This is a genomic window from Mucilaginibacter sp. BGA-UO-ETr-C110, from assembly GCF_059567985.1.
Genome location: NZ_JCAQPB010000002.1, coordinates 5,225,574 through 5,240,145, shown reverse-complemented (window position 1 = coordinate 5,240,145; position 14,572 = coordinate 5,225,574). Strand labels below are relative to the sequence as shown.

Below are 14,572 nucleotides of genomic sequence, written 5' to 3'. Positions count from 1 at the left end.
ATATGCGTATCATGGATGTGGATATGGACGAGAGTGGCATCAATCCGGCCCCGGTATCGCCCATAACATTTCAAAACAAGCTTCCGGATACGGTGGAGATGGTGCCCGTAATATTCATCGTTAACAATGTCCTAAAAACTACGACTCGCCCACAGCTTGATGCATTGGCTGGTAACATTGTTCGCTTTGTAAATGGCAAAGCGCAACAGGCCGGCAAAACCTCTTTTACCGAATTACAGATAGATTGCGATTGGACGGCCTCAACCCGTGAAAACTATTTTTACCTGCTTGGACAGTTGCGCCAGGTTAAAGAACTGAAAGCAAAAACTATTTCGGCTACGCTGCGGCTGCATCAGCTAAAAAATCAAAAAGGGAGCGGAATCCCACCTGTAAACCGGGTAATGCTGATGTGTTATAACATGGGTAATCTGCGCAAGTACGGGGAGCAAAACTCCATTTTAGAAATAAGTGAATTAAAAAAATACCTGGGCGATAATGTGACCGCTTATCCCATGCCTGTTGATATCGGTTTACCTCTGTTCAGCTGGGCCGTAGCTTTCCGGAATAAGGAATATATCGGTATAGCTAAAAGGATCTCATCCGATGATCTGAATAATAAAAATCAATTTATATTTATAAAAAATAACATTTACCGGGCTAAAACCAATTTGCCAGATTACGGTTTAAAAACCAACGATGAACTGCGCTGGGAAAACGTATCGGCGGGTAATTTGCAGGCCACGGCCAGCTATTTATCTCCGCTTATTAAAGCGGATACGGTAAACGTTACTTATTTTCACTTGGATGAAGCTACTATAAAAACCTATACCTATGACGACCTCGAAAAAACTACTCATCTGTTCCGTTAGTTTGATCATTTGCTTTTTTGCCGAAATTGCTATTAACATTGCCTGCGGTCCGGAGGCCGACCCATACGATTATTACATCTCGTTTTTTCACAACAACCTGCAGCGTACGCAGGAATACGAACCATTTTATTTTACTGGTTACAAATTTTTGTATGACGATGATGAACGGGTAAGTGAGGCCGAAATTAACTCGCGCGAGTGGGCGGCGTATTTAGGCAGCAGCATTAAAGCGGCGGATGTGCAGAAAGCGATGTACAAACTAAAAGGCAGTGCCGATACCGCTTTATACGTAGGATACTTAGATGGTAAAGGCAGTCTGCCCGATAGCTTAAAGAATAACACCTTTCTGCAGGCGCTCCCATCGAACAAAAGCGCGTTGAAATATTACCGGTTTGCCAAAAGTGTAGAGGCGATAGCGAATGTAAAATCAGATTACTGGGATCCAAAACCCAAAGATACTGCAAGCCTGCAAGCCGCCGGTAAAGAAGCCATGCAATATGCACTTGCAGAAAAAGATGCGTTCATCAAATTGAGATTTTTATACCAGGCGCAGCGTTTGCTGCATTATGGTGGTAATGATCAGGATGCGGTTAATGTATATGATAAATACATAGCTGATTATAAATCCAAAAGTAATGTAAAGGGATGGTCGCTGGCGTTAAAGGCTGGCGAAGAGCGCTGGCTTAAGGACACCGTACAAGCCGCTTACCTGTTTTCAAAAGTGTTTGCCCAATATCCCGAAAGGCGTGTGCAGGCTTATCGTAATTATAACTATATACGTATAAAAAGCTCACAGGTTTTGGCATTGGCTACCAGCAAAAGCGAGAAGGCGGCGATTATGGCTATTTATGGTTTCAGTAATTCTGAGTTAGATAACCGCTCCTTAAAAGAGGTTTATCAGTATGAACCAACATCTGATATGGTGGGTGTATTGCTGGTGCGTGAGATTAATAAACTGGAAGAAGAATATCTTACGCCCACAACGGAAGGTAATTCTATCCTGGTTAATTCTTACTACGGTAAACTGGCCGATAGCAGCAGGCTCCGTGCGCAAAACCACATGAAACAGTTGAATGCTTTTTGTGAACAACTATCGTCAGAAAAAAAATACCCTGAATATGGCCTGGCTAAGTTGGCACAAGCCTACATGGCCTGGATGCAAAAAGATACCAAAGGCGGTATGGCCTACCTGGACGCACTTAAAGGCGAAAAGCTAAGCGAAAAATTTAATGATCAAAAACAGATCATTCAGCTATTGCTCACCGCACAAGGCATACAGCAATATAATGATGTGAATGAAGCAGCCTTATTACCATTGCTCAAATGGCTCGATGGAAAAGTTGCCCATGAGGCTAAGGCAAACACCTCCAGTCAGGATTGGGGTTTTTACGGGCAATATCCTTTTGCTGCCACCGCCCGCAATTTTTATCAGAATATTATGGCGCCGGCATACCTCAAACAACGTGATACCAGCAAAGCAGCTTTAGTGATGTTGCAGGGAGATGCTACCGTGAAAAAAGTGACAGAGCCAAGTTATCAAACCATCAGCTTTTGGCAAAATTACCTGCATTCATCAGCCATCAATAAAATAGTGGGCTGGAAAAAAAGCTCGCCGGCAAGTCCGTATCTTAATTTCCTGACAAAAAAACTGGTTACCTATAAAAGTGATGATCTGTATGAATTACTTGGTACTGCCTATCTGCGCGAGCATAAATATCCCGAAGCTGTTGCTGCTTTAAACCAGGTTAATGAAAAAGCTTTGAATAAATTCCCAACCAATTTTTACGATGAAAAAGCAACCGGTGCCGATCCGTTCATCAATCAAATGCCCGATTATCCTAAATTGCTGTTAAATAAAAATGGTAAAGGCTATAATAAGCGCCAGTTTGCACAGGCCATGGCTGGTTTCCAGAAACAAATTAAAGCCGACCCTAAAAATGCTTCGGCCTATTATTTTGCCATGGCTACAGCTTTATACAATACCTCAACCTATGGTAATGCCTGGTATCTGATCAGCTATGATTGGTCTTCAATAGATTATGGCCGCAAGCCACGGTATTACTATGATGCCGACTATATAAAAACAACCAATGCCGAAAAGCTGTTTTTGCAGGCCAGGCAATTGAGCACCAGTGCGGAGTTTAAAGCCAAATGCACCTTTATGGCTGCCAAATGCCGTCAAAAACAAATCAAACTGCCATCCTACTCCGATTTTCCAGATTATAATTACACCAAATTGCAAAATGCCGAAAAGGAATATGACAAGTCCGTAAGGCGCAACCCTTATTTTGCCGAATTACAAAAAAGTTATGGCAAAACAGCCTATTATAAACTGGCGGTAAATGATTGCAGTTATTTAAGGGACTTTTTGAAGACTGGCAGAAAGTAGTTTAATAATATGAATGAGGTCATGCCGAACTTGTTTCGGCATCCCACAAGCCCGGTCGCATAAGGCTTGTCCTGAGAGATCCTGAAACAAGTTCAGGATGACGGGCGGGACCTTATGGTCTTAATTCTTACCTCTTGTTTCTCAACCCTACGCCCTTGTATCATTACCATGATAAATACTCAGGTAGCTTTCATAGCGGGATAGTTCGATCTCGCCGTTTTCGAGGGCTTCCAATACGGCGCAGCCGGGCTCGTTAATATGGCGGCAGTTGTTGAAACGGCACTCGTTCATGCGTTCGCGCATTTCTGGGTAAAAGTGACCCAGTTCCTGCTTTTCAATGTCGATAACGCCTAACTCGCGGATGCCGGGGGTATCAATAATGAAACCGCCTTGAGGCAGTTCGAACATTTCGGCAAAGGTAGTGGTGTGCATGCCTTTGTCGCTCCATTCAGATACCATATGCGTACGGAGGTCGAGGTTGGGCAGCAGACTATTGATCAGGCTTGATTTGCCCACACCGGAGTGGCCCGAGAATAGGGTCACCTTGTCTTTCAGCAGCTCCTGCACCTGGTCGATATTGGTACCATCCAATGCTGATACCTCAAAGCATGGGTAGCCGATATTTTCGTATATCGATTTATAATCGGCCAGAATTTCCAGGCCTTCATCGCTAAACAGGTCGAGTTTGTTAAATATAAGGCGTGCAGGGATATCATAAGCCTCGGCAGTCACCAGGAAACGGTCGATAAAGCCCAATGAAGTTCGGGGCGATGCCAGGGTAACCACGAGCAGCGCCTGGTCAAGATTAGCGGCAATGACCTGCGCTTGCTTACTCAGGTTGATAGACTTACGGATAATATAGTTTTTACGCTGATGCAGATTAGTGATCACACCGTTTTGACTATCGGGTTCCATTTCAAAATCAACTATATCGCCAACAGCTACCGGGTTGGTGGTGGTGATACCCTTCATTCTAAACTTACCCTTAATGCGGCAATCTAAACGTTGCCCATCGGGTGTTTGTACCTGGTACCAGCTTCCGGTTGATTTGGTGATTAATCCGTGCATATTATTAACCCCAAAAGTAATAATTACCTAACGGATTAATATGATGTTTAAAACAAACCCGTATTTTAGTACATCATGAAAGTTGCCATAGCCTCGCCGCCTTTTCCAAAATCTATTGAAGATGGCCTGTTTCAGGTTGAAAACCTGGTGAAAGAAGCAGCCAAACAACAAGCCGAGATCATTTGTTTCCCGGAATCTTATATTCCCGGATACCCGGCAGCGGAATTTACAGTTGAAGAGGGCTCGCCCGAAAAGCTTCAGGCAGCGCTCAACAAAGCCTGTAAAATAGCCGCAGAAAATAACATCGCCATTATACTCCCTATGGACCGGTACTCCGAAAAAGGGCTTTTAAATGTGGCCTATGTTATATCAAATACGGGTGAAGTATTAGGATACCAGGCAAAAACTCAACTTGATCCTACCGAAGATGATATTTGGGTTCCGGGTACCGAACGACGAGTTTTTGAGGTAAATGGTGTAAAGTTTGGCATTGTTATATGCCATGAAGGCTTCCGGTATCCCGAATTGGTAAGGTGGGCTGCCCGGCGCGATACCAAAATAGTATTTCACCCTCATTTTGCCGGAGGTGATGTACAGGGTGTTGAAATTACAAATTGGGGAGATAAAGACAGCCCCTATTATGAAAAGGCAATGATGATGAGAGCATTAGAAAACACCATATACTTTGCAAGCTCCAATTATACTACCCGTTACCCGGAGTCGGCCAGCTCTTTAATAGGGCCGCAAGGGCAGTGTATCGCATATCAACCTTATCAAAAAGCGGGCGTTTTTGTAGCAGAGATAGATATGGAGCGGGCTACAGGTTTATTAGCCAAAAGATTTAAGCCGGAATTGTATTAAAAAAATAAAACATTTTTAACTTGCAATTCAGAAAATAATCTACTTACTTTACGGACATTATATATGACACTTAACAACACCATTACTACCATTATTATTACCACCGGCATAAACCTCGGAGGAAGATAATCGTATGGTGTAAAAACATAAAAAAGAAACCAAATGAAAGCCTTCCTCCGCAAAGAGGAAGGCTTTTTTGTTTAAATATTATTGACACTAAACCATAAATGAAAGTTCTAAAATTTGGCGGTACATCCGTAGGATCAATAGCAAGCATCCAAACTCTTTTAAACATCCTTGGCGATGAATTTAGAAACCCGGAAAAACCGGTGGTGGTACTATCAGCCATGGGCGGGGTAACCAACCTGCTGGCATCAATGGCCGAGGATGCCTCCGAAGGCAAGGAATTTACCGCGGCCCTGGCCGAACTGGAAAAACGCCATTTTGATGTGGTGAAAAGCCTGCTCGATGTGCAAAACCAAAACCCGGCGTTTACCCGTTTAAAAATTCATTTTAACCAGCTGGAAGAGTTGCTGCAGGGCGTACTGACCCTTAGGGAACTTACCCCCAAAACCCGCGATCAGATATTAAGCTATGGCGAGCGCTGCTCCACCATTATGGTGAGCAAAATAGCTGCTCAGCATTTTAAGGATGTTCTTTTTGTTGATGCCGCCGAGGTGATAAAAACCGACAGCGCATTTGGTAATGCCAAAGTGAATACCGAGCTGTCTGAAATGCTGATCCGTAACCTGTACGAGGCCAATAAAGATAAAATGCTCCTAGTAACCGGCTTTATAGCAGGCAACGATGTAGGCCAAACAACCACCCTGGGACGGGGCGGCAGTGATTATACCGCGGCTATATTTGGCTCGGCACTCAATGCTAAGGAAATACAGATCTGGACAGACGTTAACGGTATGATGACCGCCGACCCGCGGATGGTGAAAAAGGCTTTCTCGCTGACAGAACTTACCTATACCGAGGCGATGGAGCTTTCCTACTTCGGCGCCAAGGTGATCTATCCGCCAACCATGATCCCGGCTTTCTTGAAAAAGATTCCTATCGTGATCAAAAACACTTTTGAACCTGAGTTTGAAGGTACCGTGATCCGTCACGATTGCAAGGCATCAAGCCTGCCTATCAAAGGGATCTCTTCTATCAATAATATCAGCATCCTCAATCTGGAAGGCAGCGGCATGGTGGGTAAATCGGGCTTTAGCGGCCGCTTGTTCTCGTTGCTGGCCCGTGAGCAGATCAACGTGATCCTCATCACCCAGTCGTCATCAGAGCATAGCATCACCTTCGCGGTACAGCCTCAGGACACCGAACGTGCCAAACAGGTGATAGAACAAGAGTTCGAACTGGAACTGCTGGCCAAAAAACTGGAGCACCTGGTGATCGAAAAGAACCTGGCCATACTGGCTATTGTGGGCGAAAACATGAAACAAACACCAGGCATGTCGGGCAAATTGTTCCATGCGTTGGGGCGTAACGGGGTTAATGTAAGGGCCATTGCGCAGGGATCGTCAGAATATAATATCTCGGTGATCATCTCGGCCAATGATCTTTCCAAAGCCTTGAATGCGGTGCACGATGCCTTTTTTGTGCAGCTCACCAAAACGCTGCATGCCTTTTGCCTGGGTACCGGGAATATCGGTAAAACACTGTTTAACCAATTGAATGCCCACAGCCAGTATCTGAAAGATAACAACGGCATACAGGTAAAAATAGCGGGTATCAGCAATACCCGTAAAATGACTTTTAACAGCGATGGCGTATCGCTGGATACCTGGCAGGATGACCTGCAAGCATCACCTTACGAGGCCGATCTGCAGAGCTTCATCAGCAAAATGAAAGAAATGAACCTGCCCAACTGCGTATTTATTGATAATACCGCCAGCCCGGTGCCAATAGGTTTTTATGAGCAAGTGTTTAAAGCTAATATATCGGTGATCACCTGTAATAAAATAGGTAACTCCGGCAGCTACCAGCAATACAAAATCTTTAAAGATACCGCGCGCCGTCATGGGGTCGACTTTTTCTACGAGACCAACGTAGGTGCGGGTTTGCCGATCATCAACACGCTAAAAAACCTGATGAACAGCGGCGACCGGGTACAGCGTATCGAGGCTATTTTGTCGGGCACCATATCGTTCATCTTTAATAACTTTAAGGGCGATGCTAATTTCCACGATGTGGTAAAAGAAGCACAGGAAAAAGGCTATACCGAACCCGATCCGCGCGATGACCTGAGCGGGAAAGATTTTATGCGCAAAATGCTGATCCTGGCCCGTGATGCCGGTTACGCTATGGAAGAAGCGGATGTAGAGATTGAAAGCGTATTGCCAAAAGCCAGCCTGGAAGCAAAATCGGTAGAAGATTTTTATGCCACGTTAAAAACAGAGGATGCCCATTTTGCCAAACTGAAAGACCAGGCTGCAAAAGATGGCAAGGTACTACGTTATATAGGCAAATTGGAGAATGGTAAAGTAACCATCACCCTGCAAATGGTTGATGAAAACCACCCTTTCTATATGCTATCGGGCAGTGATAATATCATCTCCTTCACTACCGATAGGTATAAAGAACGCCCGCTGGTGGTAAAAGGCCCTGGTGCCGGTGCTGAAGTTACCGCAGCCGGTGTGTTTGCTGATCTGATAAATCTGGGCGCTAATTAAAAGCCCCCTAACTCCCTGAAGGGGGAACTATAGTTTGATAAAAAAATGGAAGATAATAAAATAGAAGAATTAAAAAACCCCTCGCATATAGCTCCCCCTTCAGGGGGCAGAGGGGTTCACGTTTTTGCCCCAGCCACTGTAGCCAACGTGGTTTGCGGTTTTGATGTGCTCGGCTTTGCCGTTAATGAACCGGGCGATGAAGTGATCATGCGCATGACCGACAAACCGGGCATCACCATCAGCAAAATTACCGGCGATGACGGTCGCTTACCGCTTGATCCGGCCAAAAACACGGTGAGCGTAAGCGTGCTGCATTATTTGCAGAGCATTGGTCGTACTGATGTTGGCTTGGATATAGAACTGCACAAAAAAATGCCTATAGGCAGCGGACTGGGTTCCAGTTCGGCCAGTACGGTTGCGGGCTTATTCGCTATTAAAACTTTATTGGGCGATGAATCTGATCCGATAAACCTGCTGCCTTTTGCCATGAAAGGCGAGGAAATGGCTTGCGGTCAGGGTCATGCGGATAACGTTGCCCCTGCTTTATTTGGCGGCTTTGTATTGATACGCAGTTACGAACCACTAGATGTGGTAAGACTGCCCCACCCGAAGGATCTTTACTGTGCTATCGTATTCCCTGATGTGGATGTACCTACAAGGGAAGCCCGTCAGATCATCCGCAAAAATATACAGATGAAAGACGCGGTAACTCAGTGGGGCAATATAGCCGGACTGGTAAGCGGTTTATTTATGCAGGACATTGACCTGATAGGTCGCAGTATGAAAGATGTGCTGGTAGAGCCGGTACGCTCCATGCTGATCCCTGATTTTTATAAAATGCGCGAAATAGCTATGGGCATGGGCGCGGTAAGCTTCGGCATCTCCGGTTCTGGTCCATCTGTTTTTGCATTTACTAAGGACGAAGAAACAGCCAACCTGATTACTCAAAAATTGCAGCAACATTTAACCGGATTGAAAATTGGCTCGAATACTTATGTATCCACCATTAATGATGCTGGTCCAAAGGTAATAGCGAGGTTTTAAGTCAAATTGAAAATTAAAAAGTCAAAAAAATAACCCAACCGTCATTGCGAGGTACGAAGCAATCTCTAAGCTTTACAGAGCGAATCTGCATAGTCGGGGATTGCTTCGTACCTCGCAATGACGCGCGGAGAAGAAATCATAAAAAAATGAAACTCTACAGTACCAACAACACCTTATCAGAAGTATCTTTTAAAGACGCGGTTTTTAACAGCATGCCGCAGGATAAAGGTTTATATATGCCTTACAATATCCCTCGCTTAGATGCGGATTTTATCAATAACCTGGATAAATATTCCCTGCCCGAGATCGCTTTTAAGGTAGCGCAAAATCTCCTGGGGGATTCTATTCCGGAAACTGATCTGAAAGCGTTGATCGATGATGCGATCAACTTCCCTGCTCCTGTTGTAAAACTGGATGATAACGTGCATGTGCTGGAGCTTTTCCATGGTCCATCATTGGCTTTTAAAGATTTTGGCGCCCGTTTCATGAGCCGGGTGATGAGCTATTTTTTAGAGGAAGGCGAAAAACAACTGGATGTACTGGTGGCTACCAGCGGCGATACTGGCGGTGCAGTAGCACTGGGCTTTTTGGGTGTACCTAATACCCGGGTAACCATATTATACCCGCAGGGCAAAGTAAGCGGTGTGCAAGAGCAGCAGTTAACCACCAATGGCCAAAACATCCGCGCACTGGAAGTGGAAGGTACATTTGACGACTGCCAGGCCCTGGTAAAACAAGCTTTTACCGATGCGGAACTGAATGCGAAATTCCGTTTAACATCGGCCAACTCGATCAATATAGCACGTTTGGTACCCCAAACTTTCTATTACTTTAATGCTTACGCGCAGTTATTAAGACAAGGTGTTAAAAAAGTGATTTTCTCGGTACCGAGCGGAAACTTTGGCAATATTGGTGCGGGTTTACTGGCCTGGAAAATGGGTTTACCTGTAGAAAAATTCATCGCGGCTACCAACGATAATGATACCGTTCCGGAGTTTTTAAAAACAGGCATTTATCAGCCAAAACCATCGGTGGCTACCCTATCTAATGCTATGGATGTGGGTAACCCAAGCAACTGGGTGCGTATTGCCGATCTGTTTAAAGATGATATGGATGAATTGAAAAAACTGGTTGTTGGCTTTAAATATAACGACGAAGAAACCCTAAAAGCCATTAACTGGGTGTTTGATACCTATGACTATGTAGTGTGCCCGCATACCGCCATAGCCTGGCAGGCACTAACCGATTATCAACAAGATCATAGTGGTTTGGATACCGCCGGCGTGTTCTTATCAACAGCCCACCCCTGCAAGTTTCCGGATGTTTTCAGCGAAGCTATAAGCGCTAAGATCGAAATACCGGAACAGGTAAAAGAGCTGCAATCAAAAACAAAACTAGCTGTACCGCTGAGTAAGGATTTTGCAGATTTTAAGGCGTACTTGTTAGGAGCTGAATAAAATACTCTCCATTATGTCATTGCGAGGAACGAAGCAATCGCATACTTTACAGAGTCGCCTTGTATTGTTCGCGATTGCTTCGTCGTTCCTCCTCGCAATGACATTTTCTTTTATAAAAAGCTCGTTAATCGAATCTTGCTATATTTGATCAATGATTTTTGGCACTATGTTTAATAAAAAAGCAATCCTACTGTTCTGTGTAATCGTCCTGTCTTTTGCGGCGTGTAAACGCCACATAAAATTTGACCGTGAAAACTGGGACTATGGCGATGGGTTGGAGTTTCCAAACAGGGATAAGATGCTGGAGGACCTGTTAAAAAGTTATAAACTCAAGGGTTTAAAATACCAGGAAGTGATTCACCTGCTGCATCGTCCGCAACTGAGCAATACCACAGAAATGGTGTATGATATTGATGAAGCAAGGAAGAAGGGTAAAACTATTTACGTTAAAAAACTGATCCTTTCCCTGAAAGATTCCGTGGTTACCGATGTTAAAGTTTACGAACATTCCGATAAAAAGAAATGATCAATACCATCATATTTGATCTGGGCGCAGTCTTGATCGACTGGAACCCGCACTACATGTACCGTACCCTGTTTACCGATGAACAGGAAATGAAAGATTTCCTGGCAAGGGTTTGTACATCCGACTGGAACGAGGAACAGGATGCTGGTCGCTCCTTGCAGGAGGGTACCGATCTGTTGGTGGCTCAACATCCGCAGCACGAAGCCAATATCCGCGCGTTTTACGGTCGATGGGAGGAAATGCTTGGCGAACCCTTTCACGATACAGTGGAGCTGTTCAGGAGGCTAAAAACAAGTGGCAAATACAAAATATACGCGCTCACCAACTGGTCGGCCGAAACTTTCCCGGTGGCTTTGGCGCGTTATGATTTTTTAGGCTGGTTTGATGGTATTGTGGTGTCAGGTGCCGAGAAGATGCGCAAGCCGGCACCAGAGTTTTACCAGATCCTGCTGGATCGTTACCAGGTTGATCCACAGGCAGCCCTATTCATCGACGATAACTACCGTAATATATTAGCTGCCGAAAAAGCCGGCATTAAAAGTATACACTTTACCTGGGCCGGGCAGTTGGAAAAGGAATTGGAAGAGTTGGAATTGTTGTAGAAGAGGCCTGTCAGTCTGAGCTTATTAGGCCCCGAAGTCATGCCGAACTTGTTTCGGCACCCCACCAGCAGGGTGTAAGCCATAAAGGTGGAATTGTCCTGTGGGATCCTGAAACAAGTTCAGGATGACCTGTTCTTCTACAAAAAAGGCTTTGGAAAATCTCCAAAGCCTTTTTACATATTGTTCGCTATCGCGGATTACCCACCATGCTGTTCTTCGTGAATTTCTTCCTGGCGGAACAGTTTAGCGCTTAAAAAATCACTGTTCATCCGTGCGATATTGGTTAGCTTAATTTCTTTAGGGCATTCCGCTTCGCAGGCACCGGTATTGGTACAGTTACCAAAACCTTCTTCATCCATCTGCGCTACCATAGATTGTGCGCGGCGGTAACGCTCTGGCTGACCTTGCGGCAACAAGCCTAGCTGTGTAACCTTAGCCGATACAAAAAGCATAGCTGAAGCATTTTTACAGGCAGCAACACAGGCACCGCAACCAATACAGGTAGCCGAGTTGAAAGCCTCGTCGGCAATAACTTTTGGGATAGGTATAGCATTACCATCAGGTACGCCACCGGTGTTTACCGATACATAACCACCAGCTTGTTGGATACGGTCAAACGCCGAGCGGTCAACAGCCAGATCTTTTACAATCGGGAATGCCGAAGCGCGCCATGGTTCGATCGTGATGGTTTCACCATCATGAAAGGTACGCATGTGCAGCTGGCAGGTTGTAATGCCTCTTTTAGGGCCATGTGGGTGGCCGTTGATATATAGAGAGCACATACCGCAAATACCTTCGCGGCAATCATGATCAAAGTTAATAGGCTCATCGCCTTTATGGGTCAAACTTTCGTTCACCACGTCAAGCATTTCCAGGAATGACATATCAGGCGAAATGTTTTCGGCCTTATAGGTTACGAATTTGCCCGCGGCTTGCGCATTTTTTTGACGCCATACTTTAAGCGTCAGGTTCATATTTCCGTTACTCATCTTTTTTGAGATTTAGTATCAAGTAGCTAGTATATTATAGTATCAAGTAGTTAGTATCAAGTATCAAGACTTTTTGGCAAGTATCTTAACAGATGCAGCTGTCTTGATACTTGATACTAGCTACTTGATACCTCTTAAGCGTAATTTCTTTGTGATAAATGCACTGATTCAAACACCAGTGGCTCTTTGTTTAGTACTTCTGGTTGGTTTTCACCTTTAAACTCCCAGGCAGCAACAAATGCAAAGTTTTCATCATCACGTTTAGCTTCACCATCTGGTGTTTGCGACTCTACCCTGAAGTGGCCACCGCATGATTCCTCACGCATTAAAGCGTCATCAACCATCAATTCGCCCAGTTCAATAAAGTCGGCAATACGACCGGCGCGCTCTAAAGAAGCATTTACTTCCTCGTTCTCACCGGTTACAATGGCGTTTTTCCAGAAATCAGCTTTCAGGGCCTGGATCAAGCCTTTGGCTTTTTTCAAACCTTCTTCGGTACGTGCCATTCCGCAATATTCCCACATGATGTGGCCAAGATCGCGGTGGTATTCGTTAACCGTTTTGGTGCCTTTTAAGGCCAATAGCTTATTAACGTATTCAACAACTTCCTTTTTGGTTTGCTCAAAAGCAGGGTGACTGGTATCAACCTTTTTAGGGCCGATGTTAGCCAGGTAATCGCCAAGGGTATAAGGGATCACAAAATAACCGTCAGATAAACCCTGCATCAATGCAGAAGCACCCAGGCGGTTAGCGCCGTGGTCGCTGAAGTTACACTCGCCCAGGGCATATAAACCCGGTATGGTGGTCATCAGGTTATAATCAACCCAAAGGCCGCCCATGGTATAGTGTACCGCAGGGTAAATACGCATCGGCTGTTTGTATGGGTTTTCGTCGGTGATCTGTATATACATATCAAACAAGTTACCATACTTGGCTTTAACAGTTTCTTCACCAAGGCGCTTAATGGCATCGGCAAAATCAAGGAATACGGCAAAACCAGAACCGCCAACACCACGACCATCTTCAACCATTTCCTTGGCGTTACGTGAAGCCACGTCGCGCGGAACCAGGTTACCGAAGGCAGGATATTTACGTTCCAGGAAATAATCACGGTCGTCTTCTTTGATCTGATCGGCTTTCAAGGTGCCTTTGCGCAATTGCTCGGCAAGCTCAACAGTTTTTGGCGCCCAAACACGCCCGTCGTTACGCAGCGATTCAGACATAAGCGTTAATTTCGACTGATGATCACCGGTTACCGGGATACAGGTTGGGTGAATTTGGGTATAGCATGGGTTACCAAAGAAAGCGCCGCGTTTGTGGGCCCTCCAGGCAGCTGTTACATTTGAGCCGATAGCATTGGTCGACAGGTAGAACACGTTGCTGTAACCACCAGTACATAATAGTACCGCGTGACCAGCATGTGTTTCAATTTCGCCGGTAAGCATATTACGGGTAACAATACCTTTGGCATGATCATCAACCACAACCACATCCAGCATTTCGGTACGGGTATACATTTTTACTTTGCCGGCATGTATCTGGCGGTTTAATGCCGAGTACGCGCCTAATAGCAATTGTTGTCCTGTTTGACCGCGGGCATAAAACGTACGTGATACCTGCGAACCACCGAATGAACGGTTATCCAGCAAGCCGCCGTATTCGCGGGCAAAAGGAACACCCTGTGCCACACACTGATCGATAATATTTACAGATACCTCGGCCAGGCGGTAAACGTTTCCTTCGCGGGCACGGTAATCGCCACCTTTAATGGTATCATAGAATAAACGGTAAACACTGTCGCCATCGTTCTGATAGTTTTTTGCCGCGTTGATACCACCCTGCGCAGCAATAGAGTGTGCGCGGCGTGGACTATCCTGAAAGCAAAAAGATTTTACGTTATAACCCAGCTCGGCCAGTGAAGCCGCGGCCGATGCGCCCGCTAAACCGGTACCTACAATAATAATATCGTATTTACGCTTGTTGGCAGGGTTAACCAGCTTCAGGTTAAATTTATGCTTGCTCCATTTTTCGGCTAATGGGCCTTGAGGAATTTTAGCATCTAAACTCATGTTTATTTTTGTTTTAGAAC

At 45.1% G+C, this 14,572-nt stretch carries 11 protein-coding genes; 8 read left to right on the top strand and 3 right to left on the bottom strand.

The window, feature by feature from the left end; translation table 11 throughout:
- The first annotated feature begins 2 nt into the window (after positions 1 to 2).
- Together AC57BQ_RS22510 and AC57BQ_RS22505 are read left to right on the top strand one after the other, a co-directional pair.
- Positions 3 to 869, top strand: coding sequence for a hypothetical protein (locus tag AC57BQ_RS22510; protein ID WP_496408397.1), 867 nt, complete (start codon positions 3 to 5; stop codon positions 867 to 869).
- Positions 832 to 3,258 (top strand): hypothetical protein, encoded by a 2,427-nt coding sequence (locus tag AC57BQ_RS22505; RefSeq protein ID WP_496408396.1) that lies wholly within the window; start codon positions 832 to 834, stop codon positions 3,256 to 3,258. The genes AC57BQ_RS22510 and AC57BQ_RS22505 overlap by 38 nt, the downstream gene beginning before the upstream one ends.
- Before the next feature lie 147 nt (positions 3,259 to 3,405).
- Here the strand turns inward: AC57BQ_RS22505 and rsgA are convergent, their stop codons facing one another.
- Entirely contained in the window at positions 3,406 to 4,326 is a 921-nt protein-coding gene (rsgA, locus tag AC57BQ_RS22500) for a ribosome small subunit-dependent GTPase A (RefSeq protein WP_496408395.1), read from the bottom strand.
- Positions 4,327 to 4,401: 75 nt separating this feature from the next.
- Here rsgA and AC57BQ_RS22495 point away from each other — a divergent pair, with 75 nt between their 5' ends.
- The 6 genes from AC57BQ_RS22495 to AC57BQ_RS22470 all read left to right on the top strand — a co-directional run bounded on the left by AC57BQ_RS22495 (position 4,402) and on the right by AC57BQ_RS22470 (position 11,494).
- On the top strand, positions 4,402 to 5,187 hold the full coding sequence (locus tag AC57BQ_RS22495; protein WP_496408394.1) for a carbon-nitrogen hydrolase family protein: 786 nt from the start codon (positions 4,402 to 4,404) through the stop codon (positions 5,185 to 5,187).
- Between the two features lie 227 nt (positions 5,188 to 5,414).
- The gene (thrA, locus tag AC57BQ_RS22490; protein ID WP_496408393.1) at positions 5,415 to 7,865 is read left to right on the top strand and encodes a bifunctional aspartate kinase/homoserine dehydrogenase I; all 2,451 of its coding nucleotides are present in this window, start codon (positions 5,415 to 5,417) and stop codon (positions 7,863 to 7,865) included.
- 45 nt (positions 7,866 to 7,910) lie between these two features.
- A complete protein-coding gene (locus tag AC57BQ_RS22485) occupies positions 7,911 to 8,909 on the top strand; it encodes a homoserine kinase (protein WP_496408392.1) in 999 nt (332 codons plus the stop codon).
- Positions 8,910 to 9,055: 146 nt separating this feature from the next.
- Positions 9,056 to 10,366, top strand: coding sequence for a threonine synthase (gene thrC / locus AC57BQ_RS22480; protein ID WP_496408391.1), 1,311 nt, complete (start codon positions 9,056 to 9,058; stop codon positions 10,364 to 10,366).
- Positions 10,367 to 10,532: 166 nt separating this feature from the next.
- Complete coding sequence (locus tag AC57BQ_RS22475) at positions 10,533 to 10,892, top strand: hypothetical protein (RefSeq protein WP_496408390.1); 360 nt, start codon at positions 10,533 to 10,535, stop codon at positions 10,890 to 10,892.
- Positions 10,889 to 11,494, top strand: coding sequence for an HAD family hydrolase (locus AC57BQ_RS22470; protein ID WP_496408389.1), 606 nt, complete (start codon positions 10,889 to 10,891; stop codon positions 11,492 to 11,494). The genes AC57BQ_RS22475 and AC57BQ_RS22470 overlap by 4 nt, the downstream gene beginning before the upstream one ends.
- A gap of 197 nt (positions 11,495 to 11,691) precedes the next feature.
- Here AC57BQ_RS22470 and AC57BQ_RS22465 read toward each other — a convergent pair whose 3' ends face one another.
- Together AC57BQ_RS22465 and AC57BQ_RS22460 are read right to left on the bottom strand one after the other, a co-directional pair.
- Positions 11,692 to 12,483: a succinate dehydrogenase/fumarate reductase iron-sulfur subunit gene (locus tag AC57BQ_RS22465; protein WP_496408388.1), complete on the bottom strand. Its 792-nt coding sequence runs from the start codon at positions 12,481 to 12,483 to the stop codon at positions 11,692 to 11,694.
- Between the two features lie 134 nt (positions 12,484 to 12,617).
- A complete protein-coding gene (locus AC57BQ_RS22460) occupies positions 12,618 to 14,552 on the bottom strand; it encodes a fumarate reductase/succinate dehydrogenase flavoprotein subunit (RefSeq protein WP_496408387.1) in 1,935 nt (644 codons plus the stop codon).
- Positions 14,553 to 14,572 lie beyond the last annotated feature (20 nt).

What these genes read in the sequence shown, in the direction of transcription:
- AC57BQ_RS22510 (WP_496408397.1), top strand. Translation starts at nt 3, where the DNA reads ATGCGTATCATGGATGTGGATATGGACGAGAGTGGCATCAATCCGGCC.
- AC57BQ_RS22505 (WP_496408396.1), top strand. Translation starts at nt 832, where the DNA reads ATGACGACCTCGAAAAAACTACTCATCTGTTCCGTTAGTTTGATCATT.
- rsgA (WP_496408395.1), bottom strand. Translation starts at nt 4,326, where the DNA reads ATGCACGGATTAATCACCAAATCAACCGGAAGCTGGTACCAGGTACAA.
- AC57BQ_RS22495 (WP_496408394.1), top strand. Translation starts at nt 4,402, where the DNA reads ATGAAAGTTGCCATAGCCTCGCCGCCTTTTCCAAAATCTATTGAAGAT.
- thrA (WP_496408393.1), top strand. Translation starts at nt 5,415, where the DNA reads ATGAAAGTTCTAAAATTTGGCGGTACATCCGTAGGATCAATAGCAAGC.
- AC57BQ_RS22485 (WP_496408392.1), top strand. Translation starts at nt 7,911, where the DNA reads ATGGAAGATAATAAAATAGAAGAATTAAAAAACCCCTCGCATATAGCT.
- thrC (WP_496408391.1), top strand. Translation starts at nt 9,056, where the DNA reads ATGAAACTCTACAGTACCAACAACACCTTATCAGAAGTATCTTTTAAA.
- AC57BQ_RS22475 (WP_496408390.1), top strand. Translation starts at nt 10,533, where the DNA reads ATGTTTAATAAAAAAGCAATCCTACTGTTCTGTGTAATCGTCCTGTCT.
- AC57BQ_RS22470 (WP_496408389.1), top strand. Translation starts at nt 10,889, where the DNA reads ATGATCAATACCATCATATTTGATCTGGGCGCAGTCTTGATCGACTGG.
- AC57BQ_RS22465 (WP_496408388.1), bottom strand. Translation starts at nt 12,483, where the DNA reads ATGAGTAACGGAAATATGAACCTGACGCTTAAAGTATGGCGTCAAAAA.
- AC57BQ_RS22460 (WP_496408387.1), bottom strand. Translation starts at nt 14,552, where the DNA reads ATGAGTTTAGATGCTAAAATTCCTCAAGGCCCATTAGCCGAAAAATGG.